This window comes from Priestia koreensis, from assembly GCF_022646885.1.
Classification (GTDB): Bacteria; Bacillota; Bacilli; order Bacillales; family Bacillaceae_H; genus Bacillus_AG; species Bacillus_AG koreensis_A.
This window is the reverse complement of sequence record NZ_CP061868.1, coordinates 1,379,254-1,404,463: the sequence shown is the minus strand read 5'-3', so window position 1 is coordinate 1,404,463 and position 25,210 is coordinate 1,379,254. Positions and strand designations below refer to the sequence as shown.

At 39.7% G+C, this 25,210-nt stretch carries 29 protein-coding genes; 2 read left to right on the top strand and 27 right to left on the bottom strand.

All coding sequences use genetic code 11. The annotated features are described in order from the left end of the window. Positions 1-10: 10 nt before the first annotated feature. From ablB to IE339_RS06865, 12 genes are all read right to left on the bottom strand, one after another. The gene (gene ablB, locus IE339_RS06920) at positions 11-865 is read right to left on the bottom strand and encodes a putative beta-lysine N-acetyltransferase (RefSeq protein ID WP_242175118.1); all 855 of its coding nucleotides are present in this window, start codon (positions 863-865) and stop codon (positions 11-13) included. Positions 866-958: 93 nt separating this feature from the next. Next, positions 959-1,267 (bottom strand): hypothetical protein, encoded by a 309-nt coding sequence (locus IE339_RS06915; RefSeq protein WP_242175117.1) that lies wholly within the window; start codon positions 1,265-1,267, stop codon positions 959-961. Positions 1,268-1,352: 85 nt separating this feature from the next. Beyond that, positions 1,353-2,621, bottom strand: a complete 1,269-nt coding sequence (locus IE339_RS06910) for a peptidase (protein ID WP_242175116.1) — start codon at positions 2,619-2,621, stop codon at positions 1,353-1,355. Between the two features lie 13 nt (positions 2,622-2,634). Then, entirely contained in the window at positions 2,635-3,297 is a 663-nt protein-coding gene (locus tag IE339_RS06905) for a 3-oxoacid CoA-transferase subunit B (protein WP_242175115.1), read from the bottom strand. Further along, positions 3,282-3,974 (bottom strand): CoA transferase subunit A, encoded by a 693-nt coding sequence (locus IE339_RS06900; RefSeq protein ID WP_277933954.1) that lies wholly within the window; start codon positions 3,972-3,974, stop codon positions 3,282-3,284. The genes IE339_RS06905 and IE339_RS06900 overlap by 16 nt, the downstream gene beginning before the upstream one ends. Beyond that, entirely contained in the window at positions 3,975-5,318 is a 1,344-nt protein-coding gene (locus IE339_RS06895) for an aspartate aminotransferase family protein (protein ID WP_242175114.1), read from the bottom strand. A 144-nt stretch (positions 5,319-5,462) separates the two neighbouring features. Beyond that, complete coding sequence (locus IE339_RS06890) at positions 5,463-6,434, bottom strand: S66 family peptidase (protein WP_242175113.1); 972 nt, start codon at positions 6,432-6,434, stop codon at positions 5,463-5,465. Positions 6,435-6,558: 124 nt separating this feature from the next. Beyond that, the gene (locus IE339_RS06885) at positions 6,559-8,031 is read right to left on the bottom strand and encodes an NAD(P)/FAD-dependent oxidoreductase (RefSeq protein WP_242175112.1); all 1,473 of its coding nucleotides are present in this window, start codon (positions 8,029-8,031) and stop codon (positions 6,559-6,561) included. A 209-nt stretch (positions 8,032-8,240) separates the two neighbouring features. Beyond that, positions 8,241-9,656, bottom strand: a complete 1,416-nt coding sequence (locus tag IE339_RS06880; protein ID WP_242175111.1) for an ATP-binding protein — start codon at positions 9,654-9,656, stop codon at positions 8,241-8,243. 143 nt (positions 9,657-9,799) lie between these two features. Then, a complete protein-coding gene (locus IE339_RS06875; RefSeq protein WP_083446400.1) occupies positions 9,800-9,937 on the bottom strand; it encodes a YjcZ family sporulation protein in 138 nt (45 codons plus the stop codon). A 112-nt stretch (positions 9,938-10,049) separates the two neighbouring features. Further along, positions 10,050-10,538, bottom strand: a complete 489-nt coding sequence (locus tag IE339_RS06870) for a hypothetical protein (protein WP_242175110.1) — start codon at positions 10,536-10,538, stop codon at positions 10,050-10,052. Continuing rightward, entirely contained in the window at positions 10,522-10,701 is a 180-nt protein-coding gene (locus IE339_RS06865; RefSeq protein ID WP_242175109.1) for a hypothetical protein, read from the bottom strand. The genes IE339_RS06870 and IE339_RS06865 overlap by 17 nt, the downstream gene beginning before the upstream one ends. A 205-nt stretch (positions 10,702-10,906) precedes the next feature. Here IE339_RS06865 and IE339_RS06860 point away from each other — a divergent pair, with 205 nt between their 5' ends. Continuing rightward, complete coding sequence (locus tag IE339_RS06860) at positions 10,907-11,707, top strand: DUF4397 domain-containing protein (RefSeq protein ID WP_242175108.1); 801 nt, start codon at positions 10,907-10,909, stop codon at positions 11,705-11,707. 43 nt (positions 11,708-11,750) lie between these two features. On the opposite strand, the gene IE339_RS06855 is transcribed toward IE339_RS06860, so the two are convergent. The 7 genes from IE339_RS06855 to ilvA form a co-directional block, all read right to left on the bottom strand. Beyond that, on the bottom strand, positions 11,751-12,326 hold the full coding sequence (locus IE339_RS06855) for a YpmS family protein (protein WP_242175107.1): 576 nt from the start codon (positions 12,324-12,326) through the stop codon (positions 11,751-11,753). A 15-nt stretch (positions 12,327-12,341) separates the two neighbouring features. Beyond that, complete coding sequence (locus IE339_RS06850; protein ID WP_242175106.1) at positions 12,342-13,187, bottom strand: SGNH/GDSL hydrolase family protein; 846 nt, start codon at positions 13,185-13,187, stop codon at positions 12,342-12,344. Positions 13,188-13,521: 334 nt separating this feature from the next. Next, positions 13,522-14,112: an SCO family protein gene (locus IE339_RS06845; protein WP_431522782.1), complete on the bottom strand. Its 591-nt coding sequence runs from the start codon at positions 14,110-14,112 to the stop codon at positions 13,522-13,524. A gap of 11 nt (positions 14,113-14,123) precedes the next feature. Beyond that, entirely contained in the window at positions 14,124-15,773 is a 1,650-nt protein-coding gene (locus IE339_RS06840; RefSeq protein WP_242175104.1) for an ATP-binding protein, read from the bottom strand. A gap of 157 nt (positions 15,774-15,930) precedes the next feature. Beyond that, a complete protein-coding gene (locus IE339_RS06835; protein WP_242175102.1) occupies positions 15,931-16,773 on the bottom strand; it encodes a DegV family protein in 843 nt (280 codons plus the stop codon). A gap of 122 nt (positions 16,774-16,895) precedes the next feature. Beyond that, on the bottom strand, positions 16,896-17,147 hold the full coding sequence (locus tag IE339_RS06830) for a DUF2535 family protein (protein ID WP_053399967.1): 252 nt from the start codon (positions 17,145-17,147) through the stop codon (positions 16,896-16,898). Between the two features lie 141 nt (positions 17,148-17,288). Then, positions 17,289-18,560, bottom strand: a complete 1,272-nt coding sequence (ilvA, locus tag IE339_RS06825; RefSeq protein ID WP_242175101.1) for a threonine ammonia-lyase IlvA — start codon at positions 18,558-18,560, stop codon at positions 17,289-17,291. Between the two features lie 173 nt (positions 18,561-18,733). On the opposite strand from ilvA, the gene IE339_RS06820 reads away from it, so the two are divergent. Next, positions 18,734-18,967: a hypothetical protein gene (locus IE339_RS06820; protein ID WP_242175100.1), complete on the top strand. Its 234-nt coding sequence runs from the start codon at positions 18,734-18,736 to the stop codon at positions 18,965-18,967. A gap of 50 nt (positions 18,968-19,017) precedes the next feature. On the opposite strand, the gene IE339_RS06815 is transcribed toward IE339_RS06820, so the two are convergent. The 8 genes from IE339_RS06815 to IE339_RS06780 form a co-directional block, all read right to left on the bottom strand. After that, entirely contained in the window at positions 19,018-19,677 is a 660-nt protein-coding gene (locus tag IE339_RS06815) for a suppressor of fused domain protein (RefSeq protein ID WP_242175099.1), read from the bottom strand. Between the two features lie 15 nt (positions 19,678-19,692). After that, on the bottom strand, positions 19,693-20,211 hold the full coding sequence (locus IE339_RS06810; RefSeq protein ID WP_242175098.1) for a hypothetical protein: 519 nt from the start codon (positions 20,209-20,211) through the stop codon (positions 19,693-19,695). 212 nt (positions 20,212-20,423) lie between these two features. Beyond that, positions 20,424-20,903, bottom strand: a complete 480-nt coding sequence (folA, locus tag IE339_RS06805) for a type 3 dihydrofolate reductase (RefSeq protein WP_242175097.1) — start codon at positions 20,901-20,903, stop codon at positions 20,424-20,426. Beyond that, on the bottom strand, positions 20,900-21,694 hold the full coding sequence (locus IE339_RS06800; RefSeq protein WP_242175096.1) for a thymidylate synthase: 795 nt from the start codon (positions 21,692-21,694) through the stop codon (positions 20,900-20,902). The genes folA and IE339_RS06800 overlap by 4 nt, the downstream gene beginning before the upstream one ends. Positions 21,695-21,786: 92 nt before the next feature. Then, positions 21,787-22,689: a formyltetrahydrofolate deformylase gene (gene purU, locus IE339_RS06795; RefSeq protein WP_242175094.1), complete on the bottom strand. Its 903-nt coding sequence runs from the start codon at positions 22,687-22,689 to the stop codon at positions 21,787-21,789. Positions 22,690-22,904: 215 nt separating this feature from the next. Then, entirely contained in the window at positions 22,905-23,132 is a 228-nt protein-coding gene (locus IE339_RS06790) for a hypothetical protein (RefSeq protein WP_242175092.1), read from the bottom strand. A gap of 192 nt (positions 23,133-23,324) precedes the next feature. Continuing rightward, positions 23,325-23,921, bottom strand: coding sequence for a YpjP family protein (locus tag IE339_RS06785; RefSeq protein WP_242175090.1), 597 nt, complete (start codon positions 23,919-23,921; stop codon positions 23,325-23,327). A gap of 502 nt (positions 23,922-24,423) precedes the next feature. Then, positions 24,424-25,197 (bottom strand): class I SAM-dependent methyltransferase, encoded by a 774-nt coding sequence (locus IE339_RS06780; RefSeq protein WP_242176137.1) that lies wholly within the window; start codon positions 25,195-25,197, stop codon positions 24,424-24,426. Positions 25,198-25,210 lie beyond the last annotated feature (13 nt).

The window sequence follows — 25,210 nt, the reverse complement described above, 5'->3', positions numbered from 1 at the left end:
CTCTGTACATCTAGGCTAAATGCTTTGTCCATACGTTCATGTCTTCAAGCTTATCAAAAATAAAGCAATTATTCGTTAAACGCCCGTGATACTCATAGCCGAGCTGATAAAACGCAGCGTTCATTCCAAAAGAAAGGCTTCGGGCAATCGTATAAACACAGAAGATCTGCCTGCTTACTAAATTCTCCTCTAACGCGACAAGCAAATGCTTCATTAATCCATGCTTGCGATACTCAGGAAGCGTCGCACAGTCTGTAAGCTCTGCATTATGATACGTTTCATTTACTTCTGCTGAAGCAGCGCTAATAATGCGATTGTTGTGGCGAATGATAGCGAAGACAGCCCCTTCTTCTAATAAGTCTTTTACATAGTCTGGATGATGAAGAGGAGCCGGATAGATTTCAAATACAGTTTGATATAAGTTAGCAAGCTCATTAGCATCGTCTATAGTTGCAAATCCTTTCACATAGTCAGAAGAAAGCGCTATCAAATCTAGAGAAAGGGGCAGTCGTTTGACGGACTGTATAATCTGATCTTCTTCAATCCACTTTTCGGTTTGATGACGATCTGTCTCAAAGTATTGCGTCATAAAATAAGCAGTACTGCCGTTAAAATAAGATGGAATAAGTGCTTCTAACTGAAATCCATTTGAAATAAAGGATGAAACATGATCAAATTTTGATTTAAAAATTAGCTTTTCATATTGATGCTTCTCCCGTTCCTTAAGCATCTCTTCTATAATGAGTGAAACATTTCCTCGGTAATCATCAATGCGTAAGCGCTTATTAAAGTGATCGCATACATACTCTATGTAGCATTGACTCGTATTCATGATGCGTTTCTCAAAAAAAACGTCTGTATTCATTCGATTGCCTCCTTTCTAGCAAAGAATCTTCACTACTACTATATAGACGCTCTGGCTTATTTATGAGGAAAATTCTATGATTTCCGTTCTCTCTTACACAAAATGAAATAACAAATAGTAGATTCCTACTCCTAGCAAAAAAAGAACAAAGCGCCAGACACCATGTATACGAGCATCCTGCTGCTGTGCCGATGCAAAAAAGCTTTGAACATTTACAATGAAAAACATCCCTAGAAGTAAAAGAGCGGTTTGTAACCAAAAATGCTGAAATTCGTTGACCTTTTTAATCCATACCATCATAAATAGCGCATATAAAAACCCGAGAAATACTTGCAAACTACTAAATTGAATTTTTTCCATTCGTACTTTTCGCCTTTGATATGCGGACTTAATAACGTCCATGTCGCCTCCACCTTTTTCCATTTCTTTTTAATTAAATTATATCAGATAATAATAAATTTTCAGATATAATTTGCAAAAGGAGGAATTATTTGCTCTGTCCGCACCACTCTAAAATCGTTAAAGCTAAAATTTCTGCTGCTTCAAACACCTTTTTTAGCTCAATGTATTCATTTGGAAAATGGGCCATCTCTGTTTGACCAGGGCCAAATACAATTGTCGGTGTATGTCCTACGTTCGTTAATAGCCCGCCGTCCGTACCCCAAGGTGAGGCTTCAAGAATAGGGTCTTTTCCTAAAACATCTCTGAACTGAGCCGTTAAAATGGTGACCAGATCATGTTCCATATTCATTTGACTTGGCAACCAATGTGCTCCAAACCACTCCAGCTGAATAGGGTGGCTTTCAAACCAGCTGTCAATCTCACTTAGCTTCTGCAAACAGGTTGCTGTCTCTTCCCTTACCTGTGTTAAGGTTTCATGGGGTCCTACACCGATTCTCCCCTCAATCGTTACTTCGTCAGGAACAGAGGACGGCCATGATCCGCCTGCGATTTTTCCAATATTAATAGGGAGAGGAATTGGAATGGATTGATAGAGAGGATCTGTAATGCGTGCATTGCGAACCTTTTCAAATTCTTGTAAATGCTGAACGACCTTCATTGCTTTTTCAATCGCACTCACGCCCTCATAGCGCGTACCACCGTGAGCCGACATGCCATGAACAACGACGCGAAACCACATCGACCCTTGTTGTTTCGGAAAAATCTTCATATTCGTAGGCTCTGGTATGATCGCTGCATCCGCTCGGTAACCCCGTTCAATACATGCAAGCGTTCCTGCTCCTCCGCTTTCCTCTTCAATAACGCTTTGAAAAATTACGTCGCCTTTTAACGAAATATCCAAGCTAATGAGCGCCTCAAGAGCTAGAATCATCGCAACGTTTCCACCTTTCATATCCGTAGACCCTCTTCCGTATAGACGACCATCCTTCACTTTCCCACTAAATGGATCATCTTCCCAAAGCTTCACATCACCTTCTGGTACAACATCAATATGCCCATTAAGGATTAAGGAGCGCCCTCCTCCACTTCCCTTCCATACTCCGACTACATTTGGGCTATCGCGAAATGACGATCGGGCCGTTACAAATGCCTCATGTTTTTTAAGGTCACGAATCTTTGGCTCCCAGATGTCAATTTCTAATCCTAGCTGACGAAGTTTTTCTACGACCATGGCCTGCACATTTTTTTCATTTCCTTGTGTGCTTGCTTCTTGTACAAAACGCTTTAGCATACGAATTCCTTTTGCCTCATGCTTTTGAATCCATTCATGGATGGCTCTTGCTTGTTCGTTCATTACAATCTCTCCTTTATTCGTTCGTTTTAATGTGATCACTAATTAATAAAGGGGCATTCGTATGACGAATGACATCGTGAATGGTATAAGGGGCCATCACCTCTGTGAGGAGTAGCCCTTTTTTCGTTACCTGAATGACTGCTTGATCCGTGATAATCAAATTTACACAGGCCTTCGCGGTTAATGGGAGTGAGCATCTATGCACTATTTTTGATTCACCGTTTTTATTGCAATGATTCATGACCACAATAACCTTTTTTGCTCTCTCAGCTAACTCCATCGCTCCGCCCATTCCGGGAACACGTTTTCCGGGTACAATCCAATTGGCAAGATCTCCGCCTTCACTTACTTCTAGTGCTCCTAGTACTGTAACATCAACCATTCCTCGTCTAATCATTGCAAAAGCAATCGCACTATCACAGTACGATGAGCCAGCAACTGTTGTAACAGGGTATCCTGCCGCATTGCAAACATGCGCATTTTCCTCCCCAACAGCAGGGGTCGGTCCCATCCCTAAAATCCCATTCTCGGCATGAAACATTACCGAGCAGTCTGCTGGCAGATAGTTTGGAATTAAGGAGGGAATGCCGATCCCTAAATTGACGATCATTCCGTGATGAATTTCTTGTGCTGCTCGTTTGGCCATTTTCTCTCGACTATTCATTCCCACACCCACTTCCATTCCACCCCTTTTGTCTGCACAATATGTTGCACAAAAATTCCCGGGGTTATAATTTCGTCAGGATCGAGCTCTCCTAATGCAACGATTTCCTCCACCTCTGCAATCGTTACGTTCCCTGCCATTGCGACGAGCGGATTCGTATTGCGTGCACTTTTATCAAAAATGAGATTTCCGAATTCATCGGCTTTTTTTGCATAAACGATCGATACATCAGCTGTTAGAGCTGTCTCAGCTAAAAATGTGTGCCCGTCTAGTTCAACGATCTTTTTACCTTTATTAACGATCTCATTATCCAACCCTGTTTCAACAAGTATGCCTCCCATTCCAACTCCTCCTGCCCGAATTCGTTCAGCAAGCGTTCCTTGAGGAGAAAATTCCACGTCCATTTTCCCCTCCGTCATTAGCTTACCTGCAAGAGGATTCGAGCCAATGTGAGAGGCAATTACTTTTTTTATGCTTCCTGCGCTCACTAGTTTCCCAACCCCGATATGCGGAAACCCCGTGTCATTGCAAATAAGCGTTAAATTTTTTGTTCCATTATTCACTAGGACATCAATCAATGTAGGAGGCGAGCCAATTCCGCCAAATCCTCCTGCCATTAAAATACTTCCATCAGATATGAGCGCGCATGCCTCTTCAGCAGAAATAATCTTTCCAAACACATTTTCCAATTATATTTCTCCTTTCAGCTCATGTTCGAGTTCCTTAATGGACAGAGAAAATAGGGTGAATAATTCTTCCATTTCATCGTCTGAAATGATAAAAGGTGGCGATAAGATCACAGCATCACCGTCTACGCCATCCTCCCCGGCTGCGGCAGGATATATTAATAAGCCATTTCGTTGTGCTTTTTCTACTAAGCGAGACATTACGTTTAAATGACGTTCAAAAGGTTGTTTGGTCAATGGCTCTTGTACGAGCTCAACCCCAATGAGCAACCCTTTTCCTCGAATGTCACCGATAATGGATGTTTCTCCTTGAAGACGTTTGAGCTTTTGTTTAAGTCTTTCGCCTTTTTCTTCTACCTGATCGACAAGCTTATGACGTTCTAAATAGGAGAGGACAGCCATCGAGACCGCTGCTGATAGTGGATTTCCACTAAACGTATGACCACTCATCACTACCTTTGTTCCGCTTAAAATAGGATCAATTACCTTTTGACTAGCGAGCGTGGCAGCAATAGGGGAATACCCTGCACTCATTCCCTTTCCAAGCGTCACAATATCAGGCTTTACGTTCCAATGCTGATAGCCGAAATGCGTCCCGGTTCGTCCGTTTCCGGTCATCACCTCATCCATAATAAAAAGCACGTCATACTTCTCACAAATCTCTTGAATTTTTTCATAATACCCATCTGGTGGCGTCAGCGCTCCCCCTGCTGCTCCCACAATTGGTTCAGCAATAAATGCCGCAATATATTGAGCACCTATTCTCTTAATCACACGCTCTAACTCAGAGGCGCAGGCCAATTGACAGCTAGGATACGTACTTTTATGAGGGCAACGATAGCAATAAGGAGGTGATATAGATGGATATTCTTCGAGAAGTGGCACAAAACGCATCCTGCGAAGCGGATGACCTGACATTGAAAGCGCTCCTACTGTAATACCGTGATAACTCATCCATCTCGATAGAATCTTTGTTTTCGTTCCTCTCCCCTGCTCCTGCCAGTGCTGAATAGCTATTTTCATTGCCGTCTCTGTGGCCTCTGTGCCGCTATTGACAAAAAATGTCCACGGGAGATGCCCATCGGATAAGCGACAAAGCGTATCTGCTAATTGTTCAGCAGGCTCACTTGTGAACTGTGAACGGTAAACGAAAGCAACCTTTTTCGCCTGTTCGTTCATTGCCTCAATAATTTCATCCACACCGTGTCCGATACTTGCTGTTACTGCTCCAGATGATCCATCTATGTATCGTTTTCCATTTTGATCATACAAATAAATACCTTTTCCATGAGAAATCATGGGATACTCTTGATCTAAGAAGGGTTTAATTAGTCGACTCTGCGGCATAAGAGCGCCTCCGTTTCTTGAACTCTTTCTCTACATTTATATGTTGACTCTCGCCGTTTCTTTCGTAGAAAAAGTAGACAAGTTCAAAAAGGCCTGCTTTATCTCTATTGCTTGAGATAAAACAGGCCTTTTCCACTAGTAACTCTAGTTAATGATCCATTGAATATCATTCCCGTATGCACGTACGGACGTTTTTCCACCAACAGGATAGGTTACGATTGGAGAAGTATGTCCAACATTTACATTTGCGATAATTGGAATGTTCTTTAATTCTTTTTTAGACGCAATGATTTGCTTTAGCAACGGAAGCGTCATATTTGATTTCTGTTCAAATCGTCCAATAATGAGGGCTTTTAGCGGTGTCGCATCGTATAGATGAAGCAGCGATTGCAAATCACGATCAAACGTCTCAGGAATCGTCATTGCATCATCTTCCACAACTAAAATAGAATTAGCCAAAGACGGCATATACTCCGTTCCCTGTAAGAGATTGAGCGTGCATAAATTTCCACCCAGAAGCGTCCCTTCTGCCTCCCCCTCTTGAATAATGACCCAATCATTTTCATAAAATGTTCGATCACTTTGATTACGATACCATGCGTCATCTGACCAATGATCCGATGGTTTTAGATGAATAGGCTCTCTCATCATAACGGCTTTTTGAAAATGATCATATGAATAATCGAAGCCTTTTTCCATTCCAAACGTAGAAAAATGTGGCCCAGAATAGGTAACTAATCCAGTTTTTTTATAGAGAGCATGAGAGAGTGCGGTAATATCGGAATATCCGCAGATCATCTTTGGATGTTGCTTAATCAGATCGTAATCAATATAAGAAAGCAGCTGATTGCTATTAAATCCGCCTAATGTCGTCATAATGCCTTTTACATTGGGATCAGAAAACGCCTCGTGAAGATCCTCTATTCTTGATTCAATCGAAGACGAAGCAAAATCATCGATTTCAAATGCATGCTTTGAAATCGATACTGTTAACCCTAATGCCTCAAACCGTTCCTTTGCTCGTTTAATCGCTTCCTCTTCCACTATTGCAAGACTTCTAGAGGGCGCAATCACTCGAATTTCATCGCCTGCTTGTAACGCTGTTGGTTGTAACATGCTGTTCATCCTTTCAATTATCTTATCCTCTTTTCACTTCTCTTTCCTGGCATAAAATTCCTTCTCGACAATAAAAAAACGAATGTTTCACACACAAAGTGAGAAAACATTCGTTTTAGTCGAATCAAATTGTAACGGGAACAAATTCAGTAGTTTTACCCGTATGTAGCGTTTCAACAATATCTCGTGCAATCCACACACCGCACGCGCTTGCCTGCGCGAGTCCGCGCGTAATTCCAGCTCCGTCTCCACCTACATATAAACCAGAAATTTCTGTTTCAAATTTATCATTTAGTTTCGGTCGAGCTGAATAGAATTTGGCTTCTACCCCGTAAAACAACGTATGCTCTGATGCGAGACCTGGTGTGACATGGTTGAGCGCCTCAGTCATTTCAATCAAGCTCTTCATCGTATTATACGGAAGCGCCAAACCAAGATCTCCTGGTACCGCTTCTTTTAACGTTGGCTCTAGGAACCCTTCTTGAATACGTTTCAGCGTTGAACGACGACCCTTTAAAATATCACCATACTTTTGTACCGTAATACCTCCACTTGATAACGCGTTCGCTAATCGTGACACTTCATGAGCATATTCATTCGGCTGATCAAATGGATCGGCAAATTTATGCGAAACGAGTAACGCGAAGTTTGTATTGTTGCTCCCAAGCTTCTCATCTTTGTAAGCATGACCATTCGCAAGCATAATGCCCGAGTGGTTCTCAACGACGACATGACCTGATGGATTACTACAAAACGTTCTTACACGCGTTCCAACTGATGTGTTAAAAATAAACTTTCCTTCGTACAGATGACGGTTGATTTCTTCCATCACAATGTTGGATGTTTCTACACGAACGCCGATGTCTACTTGGTTGTTAATCATGCGTAGGCGACGGTTTTTCATCACTTTTGTTAGCCACGTTGAACCATCACGCCCAGGTGTGATAACGACTTTGTCTGCGCTAATTTTATCACCATTTTTCAAAAGAATTCCTTTTGCTTGGTGCGTCCCATCAACTTTTTCCGTGATTAGGTCTTCCACTTCCGTTTTGAACACCATGTCAACACGGTCTTTTAAATATTCAAAAATACTCATTAAAATTTCAAGATTTTGCTCTGTGCCAAGATGGCGAACCTGGGCGCGAAGCAATTTAAGTCCTGCTGCGTACCCGCGACGCTCAATGTCACGAACTTGATCAGTCATTGGATCTGTAATGCTTTCGGTTGCTCCGTGACTTAAGTTAATGTCGTCTACATATTTAATGAGCTCAACTACTTTTGATTCAGGAAGGTAATCCGTCATCCATCCACCAAATTCGCTCGTAATATTAAATTTCCCGTCTGAATAAGCTCCTGCTCCACCAAAACCATTGGTGATTGAACAAGCTGGTAAACACCCCGCAAAATCCTTTTTCCCAGCGGCTGGTGGACACTTCGTTATTTTTTTCTGAAGAATCGGACAATTGCGACGATAAATGTCGTGTCCTTTATCTATTAATAATATATTTGCCTGTGGCAATTTAAGAGTTAATTCGTAACAAGTAAAAATCCCAGCGGGTCCTGCACCCACAACGATTACATCATATTGTGATTTCAATAGCTTTCGCCTCCATCGTAATCCTACTCGGGTGATCGCATCACCATGTGTAACTATAGCAAAGTTATTTATTGAAGTCAACAATATAAACGAACATTAAAATATAAAATAAATATAATGTTCGTTTTTTGTCACTTTATCTTTATGTTATGTTCATAAATATGGATAATAAATAATTTTTATTTTCTAAAAAATAAATAGCCCTTACACTATGTAAGGGCTATTTCGCGTTGCAGAGGCAAATAAATGGTAACCGTCGTGCCTTTACCAACTTCACTGGCAAAAGTCATTTTTCCATTATGCTGTTCAATAATACGATAGCTAATCATCAATCCGAGACCAGTTCCAGAGGACTTTGTAGAAAAGAACGGTTCACCCAGCTTTGCAAGCGATTCTTTCGGGATACCTTGTCCTTCATCTCGAATTTGAACCACCGCTTCATCATCTTTCTTTTCTACTCGAATCGTAACGGTTCCACGTTCCATTGATTCTAACGCATTTTGAATTAAATTAATGAATACTTGCTTAAGAGCATTCTCGTCGCAATAAATCATAAGATCGTCCGCTTCAAATCCACTTAAAATTTGCGAATTATTATAGCTGGCATGCGTGTTAAGAAGTAGCACCACGTGTCTCATAATTGTTTGTAGATTTTTCATTTCATAATCTTTGACTTGCTTTGGCTTGGCTAGTGTTAAAAATTCGTGGATAATGGATTCAACACGATTCAATTCTTCTAGCATAATCGTATTGTATTCTTCATTATATTCTTTCGAGGCCTGTAATAATTGAATGAAACCCTTAATGGCTGTCATAGGATTTCGAATTTCATGAGCAACTCCTGCTGCTAGTTTGCTAACAACGGTTAACTTCTCTGATGTGCTAACCATCTCATCATACTTACGGCGATTTGTGACGTCACGCATAATATATTGAATGGCTTTTCCTTCTTTAAATTGAATTTTTACCGCTGATGAATCAATGGATAGAATTTGTCCGTTTCTCGTCATAATTCGTACTTCCGATTGAGCATGAACTTTTTGTCCACTTAAAATGCGGTCCATTCGTTTTTTCGTTTTCTCAATGTCGTCAGGATGAATAAAGTCAAAGAAAGACTTGTCCATACACTCACTCTTTTTAGCTACACCAAGTAACCTATATCCAGAGGGATTTAAGTATTGAATCCGTTCATCTTGCACAACGATGAACGCATCTTGACTTTGCTTCACAAATTGCTTATATTGTTTCATTTTTTGAATGATTTCTTCTTTTTTTTCATTTGTTACGGAAAAATCTCGTATTTGAACCGCGATATATTCGTCCTCTTGATTAGGGGAAAGCTGGAGCTTTTGAAGTTGCATATGTATGGGCTTATGATGCACATCTCGCTTCTTTAACAGCAAAAAATGTTCTTCACCCTCAGATAAGGCTTGCACCTCATTGCGATGAACACGAAATACTGTAGAAAAGGTGAAAAAGTTTTGATCTTGAATCATGTCAAACGATAGATCAAAGAGACGTAAAAATGATTCATTTGCAAATCGGATATCCCCATCTTTTGTCATAAGAAGTATGGGCGTTAATGAAATCTTGCAAAGCTCTTCAAACAGATTCATTGTTTCCATGTAGTCACCTTCATATTCTCACTTCATATTAGATAGTATAATATGGAAATCGAGATAAATCTAGCTTGAATATTTTTCTAGAACCTATCTAAGACCAAAACGTAAGGCCCTTTTTTCAGAAAAGGGCCTCTTATAATTTACATTTAGCAGAAACAAGAACAGCCGATAATGACGAGTAAAATAAATAGAACAATGATCAAGACAAAAGAATTTCCGTGGCCTGTTCCGCACCCTCCATAAGAATAAACCTGCCCACAACCATATCCATCATAACCGTACATCATTTCATTCTCCTTTCGTCTTACCTGGGTAATCATTACCTTACACTGTATGTTTGCCTAGTTTGTACTGTCTGGGCATGTGCCTATTTTTGAAAAATTTTTCATTTGATCGCTACAATTCTTTCTCTTCCCATGTATACGTATATAAGTACAAAAGCACACAAACAGCAAAAATCGTCACCGTATATTCCTTTGATAATTCAATCACCTCACCAATAAAAGGAAGATGATAAGCATACGTAGCAAGAATGTCTTTTTTGGCTATTGGTTCTAGTACAGGTATATCCTTCGTACCGATGTTAATGATGTTTTGATGTTGATCCGTAATTTTTTCAATTCGATGAATCGTGGTCATTTCACGTGCAGATGAAGTGGATAACAAAATAATCGTTCCTTCTTTTAACGGCTGCTGATGAAACTGTTTAGCGATTACGAGAGATTTTTGCGGGATAGTAGAGGCTAATTCGTTGTTTTCCTGTACCGTTAGATGATAACCAAAAAACAGAGGAACTAGTGAGAAGAAAATCGCAGTAAACGACACAATGTATAACACAAGGACCCATTTAAACCAGTAAAATCTTCGTTCACGGCTTTCGACCATTTTCCGGCACCTCCACTAGAAGCTTATTCATGTGAGAGACAGACTGCCGAACGATTTGATCCTTCCTTTCAGATTCGGACACGGTCACAAAATGACTTAAGATCACTACTAGTATGACGCCCATAATCATAATCCTTATCGAAACCTTATAAAATTTTTTCATACCTCCCACCCCTTTACCTACTTTTTAACTTGAACGTTTTTCCTTTTAACGTGTTGTAGTATTATATGCACAATAAGGCGTTTGGATAGTTGGTCTTATTCTCATCATTTCGAACACATCAAGCATATTTTTTTATATTTCGCATATGTTTTCAACGTACAATATTCGCTTTTCAGTAGTGAATTCGCGAAAAGGAGTTGAGCGTATGTACAACATGTATAACCCATATGGTCTATATGATCCTTCGGGATTATCGGGCGGATATCGGGATAAAAATATGCAAAAGGCCATCATGTATGACATGCTGTCAAATTACTATAAATATCGAGATCCTAACCTCCATATTCTGTATTATCAAAAGCATTTAGAGCGTGTGCAAGAGGCATCAAGAGACTTTCAGGACCAGTACCGACATCCCGGACCTCTCATTCGAATTTTCCATGCGTCACCGGGAGCACCAAGTGTTGATATTTATTTAAACGGGCGAAAGGTTATTCGAAGCCTTGCCTTTAAACAAGAAACAGATTATATTCCGTTAAAGAAAGGCGATACGTATAAGATTGATATTTACCAAGCTGGGCAGCAAGGTCAGCCTTTATTGACGAAAAGTGTGAAAGTAGAGGACGGTCAACGATATACAGTCGCAGCAATTAATGATCCCGCCAATCTTGATCTGCTTTTAATTGCAGATGATCATAAGGTACCAAAAGGTGAATCAAAGGTGCGATTTGTTCATCTTTCTCCTGATGCGCCAGCCGTTGATATTGTCGTTAAAAACGGTGATCCGATTTTTTCAAATATTGCCTATCGTCAAGTAACCGATTATGTCGGTATTACCCCAATGACGTTAATGCTTGAAGTACGACCAGCAGGACAAAAGAAATCTGTGCTTGAGATTCCACCGCTTCGTCTTCGTCCAAACCGTTCCTACACGATTTACGCGGTCGGAAAACTAAGTGGGCAACCGCCGCTTGAACCTTTACTCGTTCAAGATACACTCGAATAATAAAAAAGGCCGCTGATATGTGTCAGCGGCCTTTTCAATGCTCCTATTTTACTGAGTCAATTAATTTGAAGCGGAACTCATCTTTTTCTAAATTGAACTTCTCTACCTTTACTCTAAAGTCGTTCGTCGTCTTCATTTCCTGTAACCCGACATATACAGATTCATCTGCTGGATTAATTTTTACATAGTCAGGAAGATTGAAGTTGTTGTTCACGTATTTCAAAACCGTACGTACAGGTAGTTGCAGTTTCCCAACGGAAAGAGATTTCTGCTCTAGAATAATTCCACCGTTTTTTTGCACATGAGGTTCAAAAGCCATTTGTACATCAAGCTTATTATCAAAAGCCTGAATGGTTCCGTTCACCTCGACCTGGTCAGTTAATCGAACATTATAGTTTAATTCTTCATTATGAAATTCCTTTTGCAAATACTTATCAATAAGCGCATTTAAATCTTTCTTTTTCGCTAAGATTGTTAGTTCGACTTGGTTTTTCTGTGGCTGATTACCACTTGGAAAAGGTTGATTATCGGCCGGCTGAAAGATAAGCACGATCACGACAAGTACGATTACAATATTAAGCGTCAAAAGTCCCCAAAAAAGACGTTTCCATTTTTTCATTCAAAACCAAACTCCTTATTTAGCCGTTGCTTCATCATTTTCTTCATGAGTTGGAAGATTATCTGGCGGATCTTGTTTCACGTAAAAATTAATACGGTCTGCCATTAATTGATACCCTTTTTTATTTGGGTGAAACTGATCTTTTCCTAGAAGTTTATCTTCCTTTGGATTTGAGAAGATATCCTCTACTTTAACGTATGTCACACCCTTATGACGATTTGCTATTCGCTCGCTCGCTTGATTCCATTGTGAAACAACCGTATTAATTTCTTGAACCGAATTTAACGAGTGAAAGAACGGATTATAAAAGCCAATCAAATATATATGAGCATTCGGATTCAAGGTGCGTATTTTATTGAGAACACGGTTCAATCGAAATTCGTATTTGGCTTGTTCTTTATCAAACGCTTCAACGGAAATATTATAAAAGAAATTCTTTACTACTTTCATAATGTCGTTTCCACCGATGGTGACAAAAATAACGTCTCCTCTTGACACCTTTGCCCCAATCTCCTCTTGATCCAATCGTTCTAGCAGCTGATCTGTACGATTTCCTCGTTTTCCAAGGTTGCTTACCCGAACATTGTCTACCGCACGTTGCTGTGAAAGAAACTTCACAACATAAGGCACATATCCACCCTTTTTAGATGAATCGCCCACACCCTCTGTCAATGAGTCCCCGATCGCCACTACGTTGAGATCAACCGGAAAAAATCCCTTTGGTAAATGAGACTTATCGGTCAGATCAAGCTTTTTTTCACTAGCCTCAGACGGTGCTCGAAATGAGAATACGGGTGACGAACAGGCACTTAGCAACACCGTACATATCATTAATACGATATATAATTTGTATTTATGCATTTACAACACCTACTGTATTATCATTGATGAATTCCACATCGATTTTATTTATCATCATAACACACATTAACTAGATGATTATAGAGTTTCTACTAAATTCTACGTTGAAAACGCTTTAAAGTTTCCTATTCGTGTAGATGAGAACCACTATTTTTGCATCTGTGCTATTTAACCTGTCTTCTTTAAAATAGATGGTTTTGATCTTGCCAATGGAATGACCCCTTATCGGCTTTGCTGTCCTCTTTTCTACCGAACTCACTGCTTCATTCATCTTATACTTTATGTTTACCCAAAACTAAAAAACGCCATGCCTATGCACAGCGTAATACTTGTGTTACTCGTTAAGCGTTTTTGCATCTTGTACAATTTCTTTGTACGGCACGTTAGCAAATCCACTATAACTCTTCATAATTTTCCCTTCCTTATTAACTAGAAACAAATGCGTACCGTGCGTGACCTGTGTAGATGCATCTGTTTTTTGTACCAACTCGTGAAATTGGGTCTTTGCCTGTTTCTCAATCGTTTCTTGGCTATAACCAGTGAGGAATGTCCAGTTAGAGAAATCTTCCGTAAATTGTTGAGCAAAGCTCTTTAACGCCTCGGGCGTATCATTCTCTGGATCAATACTAAACGATACAAACTCCACAGGTACATTTTCTTTTTTCATCATGCGCTGTAGCTTTGCCATATGCGCTGTAATTGGTGGACAAACCGTTTCACAGTTTGTAAAAATAAAGTTCGCAATCCACACTTTATTCGTTAAATCTTTTGTACCAAATTCCTTATCTTCTTGGTTTGTGTATGTAAACGAATCTAAATTCCAATTCAGTGCGTTCGCTAGCTGCGGTTTACCACACGCAGAGATGATCATTGTGGCCGCTAACATAACGACAACTAAACTACATCGACGTAGTAACACCTTCACCACTCCCTTATTTATTGTTTAATGGCAAGGATTCGTTCTCCTTCGGCAGAAATTTTCGGAAACTCAAGCAAAAAGGTTGTCCCTAATCCACGCTGACTTTGAACTTGAATTTTCCCTTTCATCTTTTCAATAATTTGATAGGAAACCATTAGACCAATTCCTGTCCCTTTTTCTTTTAACGAGTAAAAAGGTGTACCTAATCGTTCGAGTTCTTCTTTGTTCATACCGATTCCCGTATCAGATACTTTAATTACTGCGTTATGTTCCGTTTCCTCTAATACTACTTTTAACGTACCTCCGTGCTTCATTGCTTCGATTCCATTTTTCATAATGTTCAGCAAGACTTGATTGAACTCATTCCTCACACCCCGAATAACGGGTTTAGCATTTAAGCTGACTTCAATATTAATATTGTTTGTCAGCAGTGCGTATGATGACAACAGCTCAACAAGATTATTAACAGACGCGTAGCAATGAATGGCTTCTGTTTGCTCAACGTCTGGGCGAGCTAATGATAAATAATCATTAATAATAATTTCCGCCCGATTAATCTCATCGATCATTAGCTGAATGTAGCCTTTTTCCGTATCACTCAAATTATCCTTTGCGTAAAAAAGCTGTAAAAAGCCTTTGACCACAGTCATTGGATTCCGGATTTCGTGAGCGACTGAAGCCGCTAATTGGCCAATTGCATTCATTTTTTCTGCGCGCTGTAGCTCCTTTTGCAACCTTGTCTTCTCAATAATAAGCTCCATTTCATCAATCGCTTTTTCTAATCCTTTGAGCGGTGGTTTTGGCGATGCTTTTTCTCCTAAGTTTTCCTTCGTAACCGCCACTTGTTCAAACAAGGTTTGAAGCATTAACGTCATCTCATTGAATTGCTTACTAATCTCGCCTAATTCAGACGCATCCTGTTGCCTTAACCTTACTTGAAAATTCCCTTTGCTCACTTGCTGAATACCAAGAAGCAATTCGCGAAGCGGAGACATGAGCTTTCGCAATCCCCAGTCTTGAAAAAAGATAATGATGGTGAAGAAAATAATACATCCTGCAATTAAAGAAGCAATTAGCTTTCGTTGAAACGTAGCGAGTATACTTGCATCAACGCTTACGCCGACCACTCCCACGACCTCTTTATTTGAATCCTGAATAGGAGCAAATGACGTCGTCCAAACGCCGAAACGGTCTTTATAGACATGTGTTTCCGTCATTTTCTTCGTCTTAATGGCTTTCTGATACGCTTCGTAAAACCTAGGATCTGCTCGGTAAATACGTTTTTTCCCTAACTGTTTTTCAACTTCCTTATCAGAGACAACGAGCATTTTTACGTTGTTTCCTGCTACTTTTTTAGTTGAAACAACATAGCTCAACAGATAGGAAGAGGATGAATTGCTTATCTTTTGTATATCCCTTTTCACCCGCGAATTTGCATCGGTGTTTGAATCTTTCGAATTCTCTACCTTTAAAATATCCGTCGCATTTAACGTGTGACTATAAAATGAGGAAACGCCCGTTGCCTGTTGCATTAAGATATCCTTCGTCATATTGCGCTGTACATGGTAGCTTATGTATGCCGTTCCTACGCCCATTAAAATCACCACAAAGGTTGAAAACAGGACCGTTTTGTTAAAGATGCTCAAATTGCGAATATACTCTCTCATTACTGAACCTCATCACTATGACATTTTTTCATTTCTATTTTTTTACGCACAGCATCAGCAATCTATAATACATCCTATATTTTCCTAAAATTATATCATACTCTACTTATCTATCACATCTACAATTAAAAAAATCCTAGTTGTAAAACTAGGATTCTCACTCAGCATAATACATAAATCCAATGGCTCCTACACCTGTATGCGTAGAAATGATAGGAGTCGTATCCTCAATAGAGAATTTGGAAAAACCGCTTACATTTATAACCGCCTCTTTAACACGATTGGCTAATTCAATTCCCTCCGCATGAACAAGACCAACGCCTTTTACGGTTTTACCTTGAATTGCTTCTTGAAACTGCTTTGTTAGAAATTTTACAACTTGCGAATGACTTCTCGCTTTCGATACGGGTGTGTACACACCGTCAGCTAAAGAAGCAATCGGCTTAATATTTAGAAGCGATCCAATGAGCGCCTTTCCGCGTCCAATTCGCCCGCCTTTAATTAAATTTTCAAGTGTATCAACCACGACAAATAGCGTAGTATTTCGTCTAATATCTTCTAATCTTTTGACAATTTCAGAAATTCCTTTGCCCTCTTTCACCATATTCGATGCTTCAATTACTTGAAATGCAAGGCCTTTGGAAATATACATCGAATCAATTACGGTCACGTTAGCATCTACCATTTGAGCTGCACTCTCAGCTGCACGAACAGTTCCACTCATGCCGCCTGTCATATGGATGGACAAAATCTCACTACCATCACTACCTAAGCGCTCATATAGATCAACAAATTCACCAATCGCTGGCTGTGAGCTTTTTGGAAGCTCATGGGAATGTTTCATTTTTTCAATAAATTCAGTCGGTGTAATATCCACTCGGTCTAAATACGTTTGATTATCAATACAGATTGACAGAGGAATTACTTCAACTCCGTACTGCTCAATCTCCTCTTTGGTTAAATCAGCAGTAGAATCTGTTACAATCTTAATTTTTGCCATGAAGTCACCTCTTTATAATACCTTGCACATCATTATATCACCTTTTTCTTTGTGCTAACAGCACCATTCTAAATAAAAAAATGGCAACTTTTCTACATTTAATAGAAAAATTGCCATCTCTTTTATGCGTTATGTTTTAGCGTATTGAAATAAAAAATCCGTTCGTAATCTTTCCACTTTAACACTCGTTTCAAGTGGTCTTTAAATGAATATAGGCTGTTCGGATGTTTCTCACTGTAAATCTTGCTTAAAAAGATTTCGAATCGAGCTGAGATCATAAATTTTAACGTATCATCTTCCCTCAACATTGGAATATCAATCACTTTTACTCGTTGGCCGCTTGCATGAATAAATTCAAGGCTTTTGAATAGCAAGATATCAATCCTCTTTTTCACCCGTTTGTTTCATTATACACCGTTTCATCGCGCAAAAGTTGTCTAAATATGGAGGTTCATTAGAAAATTTCAAACTTCCTTCTCAAGACCTATAAGAGCTAGCAATACTACTCTCTCATACTAGATAAAAAGATGAAACAAATTACTATTTTTATTAATTTCTGTGAATGGAAATCCTTTTTTCTCCATTCGGGCAACAAGTGGAACATAATCCTCTTTGTATTTAAGCTCGATCCCGACGAGAGCTGGCCCACTATCTTTATTATTTTTCTTTGTGTATTCAAACCGAGAAATATCGTCGTTAGGTCCTAATACTTCATCTAAAAATTCTCTTAGTGCCCCTGCTCGCTGAGGAAAATTTACGATGAAATAATGCTGAAGACCTTCAAAAATCATCGACTTTTCCTTGATTTCCTGCATACGCCCAATGTCGTTATTTCCTCCGCTTATGACACAAACAATCGTTTTCCCTTTTAGCTGCTCACGATATGCATCAAGTGCTGCAACAGGGAGCGCCCCCGCCGGTTCTACAACAATCGCATTTTCATTATAAAGAGATAGAATGGTTGAGCAAACTTTTCCTTCTGGAACGACAACAATATCATCTAATAGATTTTTGCAAACCTCATAAGGCTGGGTGCCAACGCGCTTAACGGCAGCCCCGTCCACAAACGGATCAATGGTCCCCAATGTAACCACTTCTCCTTTTTGCAATGATGTATGCATACTTGGTGCTCCACTCGGTTCCACTCCAATGAGCTGTGTATGCGGTGAAATACTCTTAAAATATGTACCAATTCCTGAGATTAATCCTCCGCCTCCGATGCTTGCGAATACGTAATCGATTTCTTCTTCACAATCGTTTAAGACTTCTACCGCTACCGTGCCTTGACCAGCAATTACGTCCGTGTCATCAAAGGGATGGATAAAGGTTCGACCCTCTTGATCACTGCATGCAATCGCTTTTTCGTACGAATCGTCAAACGTATCTCCTATCAGAACAATCTCCACAAATTCCTTTCCGAGAAACCCGACTTGATTCACTTTTTGTCGCGGAGTGGTGCTTGGCATAAAGATCTTCCCTTGAATTTTCAAATGGCGGCATGCATACGCAACGCCTTGTGCATGGTTTCCTGCACTTGCACACGCAATTCCATTTTCTAGTTGCTCAGGAGTGAGCTTCTTAATTTTGTTATACGCCCCTCTCAGCTTAAACGACCTCACAGCCTGTAGATCTTCACGTTTTAAATAGACGTTGCACTCATAACGCTCGGATAAAATATCATTTTTTTGCAGTGGAGTATGAATAACAACATCTTTAATCATTTGATTTGCAATAATAATATCTTCTAGTTGTACGACTTTCTTTCGATTTTCCACCTGTTGTTTCATCCTCAACTTCCTTCCTTCTCCTTTAGTAATTTGTACATTATATCACAAAATATTAAGAAAAATCATTATTTTCTTTCAATAAGGTTTTTTTCTTTAAACGGATGAAAAAAGGGTATAACTAATACTAGTAACAAAGAAAAAATAGACGTACGAACAATGAGGAGGAGAAGAAAATGGAATTCACACTTCAAGCGGTAAATGGAGCCATCCCCTGTGAAGTAACGGTTGATGAAGAAAACGGTCGCTATATGCTTCGTAAGGAAGACACAAGCGGTGAAATATTTAACTCTCCTGAAGAGCTCCTGCAGTGGGTAGAAGCTAACTGGAGTTCAGAAAAATTTCAGCAACCGGAAGAATTTCAGCATATGATTCTATCACTTCGTAAATATGTTCATGAGGAAGCCTAAAAAGAAAGAGGAGCACAATTTGCTCCTCTTTCTTTTTTCATGCCATATCATTATAAATAGGACGTTGTACGACCCATATCGGTAATAAGATACGGATTGTCTTTTTTCATACGTTCTACTAATGTTCTCGCTTGCTCACGATCCTCCTTTAGAACCGTTAATTCTCGCTCCGTAATCCCCACAAGCTGCAAGAAATCAACCCGTCCGTGCACCGTATCCACTCCATCGATTTCCGTGTCATTCACAACTAGAAGGGCCGTAATGGCAGAATCCGTGCCAATATGGAGGGATTCCCCGTTTCCTCCAATAAATTGTAGTGGTTCAAAAAAGCGCTCTTGTGTATATGTATAGCGACCCAGATTTGAGAGCATATCAATTCCCCAGAAGCAATCTTCGGCTGCGTTCTCCTTTAACTTTAAGGTCATTTCGTATCCCCATTTGCTCCACTCTCCACCAAACGCTTGTTCATTCGCGTACAATTCTGTCATCCCATATGTCACAATATGTTTGTAACCGCTCGGGGAATCGTAAATACTATAGCCATCCAAAAAGGCATCTCCACCGAATAGCGCTCTAGCATGAAGGTCAGTTGCAAAATGTGCAGGCTCTTGATCACCGTAGCGACGCGCAAATGCCTGATCAATCGCATCCCATCCAGGTGCCCAATCCTCTTGTAAATCCACCTGTTTTCGATATTCTTCTAGATTCATTTTCCGTCCTCCTATTTATCCTTCTTTTTGTACAAATTCAATAAAATATTTCTGAAAACCATTGTAAAGATCCACTACATCATCGATTGAGTTCTTAATAAATACATAAACATCTTTGGATTGTGAGTTTTCTAGAGTTGATGAATAAAGAGAATTCTCATAGCTTGTAAGCATTTCAAAGAAATACTCACAGTTCACACCACATTCCATGCCGTCTGAATATCTGCCTGCTTCAAAGAGAAATGTAGCCCAGGAGATTTCGTTTCTTTCATATCGTAAATACAAACACGCTAAGAAATACTTGTTATATCGTAAGAAGTCATGGTCATAAATCGTTTCTTCGAAAGAAAATGCATATTCGTGTACGATTATTTTTGCATCCCCAATATATTTAACCGTTGATAACTCAATAATCCAAACGGGAGGCTCCTCAAGTTTTTCAATGATGGAATCACACCAAGGGTAATAATGCTTGTAGCAAATTAACCCTGCATCCAACATGACGTACATTCTCCTTGCCATTTCTCTATCCATACCACACCTCCTCATTTTTAAACGTTGCTATTATTTAACGATACATTGAATTTTAATCCACGCAAACGGTTATACGTATTCTCCCTTTCTCCTAAAAAGGATGTGATGTTTGTGTCATTTAAATACTTCGATGGTTATAACTCATTATTTATCCATTTAGCAGCGAATACAAAAAGATGGATGACTACTAAGCCATCCATCTTCTATGTTATTTATCTGCGTTCATATACGACAAACGAATATGAATACGGATTTTTCTCATCCCTTATGCCTGGTGTGCGCGACACTTCTTTCCATACAGAAACGTCAATTTCCGGAAAATGCGTATCACCTTCAAACGTTTCCTCGATATGCGTGATATAAAGCCTGTCAGCAACCGCCATCGTTTGCTTATACACTTCTCCTCCACCGATCACAAATACCTCTTTTGATGCGGAAGCGTTTTGTAATTCATCTAGAGAAGTAACGATGGTTACACCATCAAGATGTAGGTCAGCGTTGCGTGTAATAACAATGTTCTCACGACCTGGAAGTGGTCTTCCAATCGATTCAAACGTTTTGCGTCCCATTACTACAGGGTGACCCATTGTTATCTTTTTAAAATAAGCTAGATCTGCTGGCAAGCGCCAAGGCATATCGTTGTCCGCTCCGATTAAGCGCTTTTGATCCATGGCTGCAATTAACGAAATCACACGCTCACAGCTCCTTTAATATGAGGATGTGGATCGTACTCCGTTAATTCAAAGTCTTCAAACGTAAAGTCAAAAATGGACGTAACGTTCGGATTGATCTTCATTTTCGGTAAACTTCTTGGCTCACGTGTTAGCTGAAGGTTTACTTGTTCAATATGATTGGAGTAAATATGCGCATCCCCAAGCGTATGAACAAAATCACCTGGTTCTAATCCGCACACTTGCGCCATCATCATCGTTAATAGCGCATAAGAAGCGATATTAAACGGAACCCCTAAGAACACGTCTGCAGAGCGCTGATAGAGCTGACATGATAACTTGCCATCCGCCACATAAAATTGGAACAAGCAATGACACGGGGGAAGCGCCATGTTGTCTACGTCCGCTACGTTCCACGCGCTGACAATCATGCGTCTTGAATCTGGATTATGTTTGATTTGTTCCACTACTTTTGTAATTTGATCAATGTGACCACCACCAGGCGTCGGCCAAGAGCGCCACTGATGACCGTATACAGGTCCAAGCTCCCCTTGTTCATCTGCCCATTCGTTCCAAATACGCACGCCGTTATCCTGAAGATATTTTACATTCGTATCCCCGTCTAAAAACCAGAGCAGTTCATGAATGATTGATTTTAAGTGAAGCTTTTTCGTTGTTAAAAGCGGAAATCCTTCTTGTAGATTAAAGCGCATTTGATGTCCAAACGTACTTATCGTTCCTGTACCTGTTCGGTCTTCTTTTTTTGTCCCATTTGTGAGAATATGCTCACACAATTGTAAATATTGATTCATATCATGCACTTCCTTCTACTATATTTCTCTTTTCATTGTAAAGGTGTCTGTAAGGAGAAACAAGGAAATCTTATGTGAACAAATGCTAAACGCTAATTAAACACAATCGTGCGATTTTCATGGACAATGACACGATCCTCTAAATGCCATTTGACCGCATTGGTTAACACTCGTCGCTCAATAGAGCGCCCAATTTTCTTTAAATCTTCTGCTTGATTACGGTGATTGACCCTTTCAATATCCTGCTCAATAATTGGGCCCTCATCAAGATCGTCCGTCACGTAATGAGACGTCGCACCAATTAACTTTACTCCACGCTCATACGCACGATGATACGGTTTTGCACCAATAAAAGCCGGAAGAAATGAGTGATGAATGTTGATGATTTGATATGGATGGGCTTGAACAAAGTTGGAGGTAAGAATTTGCATATATCGTGCTAAAATAATGACATCGATTTCTTCCTTTTGAAGGATGGCTAGCTGCTTTTTCTCTACTTCTTCTCGAATATCTTTTGACGCGGGCAAATAGTAAAACGGAATCCCGAATGATTCGACAACACTTCGCGCTTCTTCGTGATTACTAATGACCAGCGCCAAATCACACATTAATTCGCCACTTTGCCATTCCCATAGCAATTCAAGCAGACAATGAAGCTCCTTTGATACGAAAACGGCTGTCCTTTTTAGTTCTGATACACGCGTAAATTTCCATTCCATGTTAAAAACTGCCGCAATAGAACCGAACTCTTTCTCAAGAGTCGCTTTTCGTTCAGCTAATTCCTCCATCTCAAATTCAATGCGAATAAAAAATGTTCCACCTGATGGATTGGTGGAATATTGATTGGACTCAATAATATTTGCTCCATGGTCATATAAAAACTTTGAGACACTTGCGACAATCCCTTGCTTGTCAGGGCAGCTAACAAGCAATCTTCCCCGATTTATGTAGCGCTGCTTGTAGGATTCAACCGATGTTCCTGTAAATGCATTCATGATGATTCCTCCCGTTATAATTTTCAGATTATTGAATCATTATAACGAAAATTTTTTTCATCTGTAAATGATTTTTCGTAAAAAGCGCATTTTTTCGATTTAGCGCTTCGCAAAAAGGCCTCTTTCCCACTTGTTTGATTCGATAGCGAATCCTTTACTACCGTCAGTAAATGAAAGAGACCTTCTTAATGCATAGCATTGTAAGAGACGTCACATTATAGGAAATTTAATAATCCGCCAATAATCATCATCGCGCCTAGGCTACCAATTAAAAAATACCCAAGATATCTAATTCCTTTTGGAAGGTTCCCTATATCTTTTATCCTTTCTTTATTTAGAGAACCACCGCTTGCGATACGCTGATATTCCTCAATAGGTGAAGAAGTAGGTGTAGCCTTTAAATCAAGTTCAGCCGTAGATTTTGTTTCAATCATTTCTTTCATGTTACGCCTCCCTTTTTTTCTTTGCCATCGTCTATCTACTTTATATTATTCCTTTTTCTCTTCCTGAAAACCTTTACTTGATTGCTTACGCCCCATCTTTTTTACATACTGGCGTTTTTTAAAACAGATTATTTAGAACATACATTTATTAAAACTAAATACACACAAAAAAACCACTCGTTGGAGTGGTTTTTAGCTATACCATTTTGGTGGTTCATTGTTATTCCAATATATTTTGGCTAGATCATAATGTTTTTGGAACTGGTCGTCAGCCATGTGGTAATGGAAATTAAACCAATACCCTTCTTTTGGTGGATGATCTCGGCGCACGTGGAATCGAATTAAATCTTGATTTGTCTCACGATCATACACATGAAAAATCTTTTCACCGTAACCTCCAGCAGGATGCTCACTAATTTCTAAGTTATCAAGATGAGGATATTGTTCCACAAAGGCCGTCAGCGTTTGTTCAATTTGTGGCAACACTTGAGCACGAAACTGATCGTCAATTTTCGGACCAATTTTTGTTCCGAATTTCTCTACCGACTGTGCTTCAATGGACTGCATCGCATTCGTCACGAATGCTTCTGGCGTTTCTGTTTCCTCTTGGGGCGTTTCGTTATAATAATAAGCTAATTCGTCCGGAGATGCTTCCTGAACATAGTTTTCTTTGTGATTGGTGTTACTTGCTTCTGCTTCGTCTACGTACAAGTATTCCGGTGGAGTGACCAGTCCAAATGTACAAACCGTTATTAAGACAATGAGTGTTTTACGCATCCATTTTGGCATCGTACGTCTTCCTTTCCTCTGCTAATCTCCTTTATCTATCATTCACGTTCATTTATAAATAAGCTGATGATACTCTATAACCTCTGCTCATACTAGTTAAACCTTTTCGTTCTATTCGTTTCCATGTTCTCGTCAATTGTATCATAGATGAAAACGTTTTACTTTCTTCCTTATAAAAGTTTTTAAAACAGACCATAATAAGTAACAATATTGAAAAAACTTTCGATTATACAAACATGAATACTAGTCGTCAAAAAAAGCGACTTTCTATATAGACGAGCAAATCAGTAAAAGGTTTCATTTTTTCATCACTTATTTCAAAATAAAAGGAGGACATGCTTTTGGATGCCGTATTTGTATCAGCGTGCTTTTCGATGCTCGCATTCTTCATTATTCTAACGATCGTGGATTAAAAAAAGCTGAAGTCACAAGGATGACTTCAGCTTTTGAATTTGCTTCCATTTCATATGAGGATCATCTAACTCCATTTTCTTTAAAACGCTTAAACCTCTAACACACCAAAATGGAATTTAGCGGTTTTACGACGATAAACGTCAAACCCGAACTGTTCAAAACGGTTACTCTGCCAGTGATCTTTTAATACTACTCGCTTCTTAGCAACCCGCTTTGCTTCTTCCATTACTTCTTCTGAAAGTGTGGTATATAAGGCTACTTGTTTTAATCCTCTGATGCCATCAGATTCCTCAATGGTCTCTGAAAACATCGGATCAAAGTAGACTACATCCACACTGTTATCCTCACAGCAGCGTAAGTAGGCTTCAAAGGTTTGATGATGAACGAAAATACGCTGCATGGCTTCATCAAGCTCTGAGACACCTGTAGACCATGACTGTAATCCCTCTTTCACAAGATACGCAACGTATCGATTTCCTTCAATCCCCATTACGCGGCCGCTTTCCCCTGTCACAAGACTCGCAATAATACTGTCAGAGGCGAGCCCAAGCGTACAATCTAGAAAACTCATTCCTTCTTCTAATTTCGTCGCTTCAAGAAAAGGATCGTACTCTCCCCTTAGCACTCGTTTAGCCCGAAACATGGATGAATTGGGATGAAAGAAAATGGGCTCCTCTCCGTCATACGGATGAAGCTCCAACCGATTTTTGCCAACGGCGATTACATCTGCCTCCTCCCGCTGCTGAAGAGTGAAAATAGACTCTTTGTTTCTCGTAACGTATGGCACACAAAGCTCACCTGCTACGCTTCTTGCTTTTTTAACCATTTCTTGATTCGTTCGACCGGCTGTCGTGACAATCACTTTCATTGCTCCT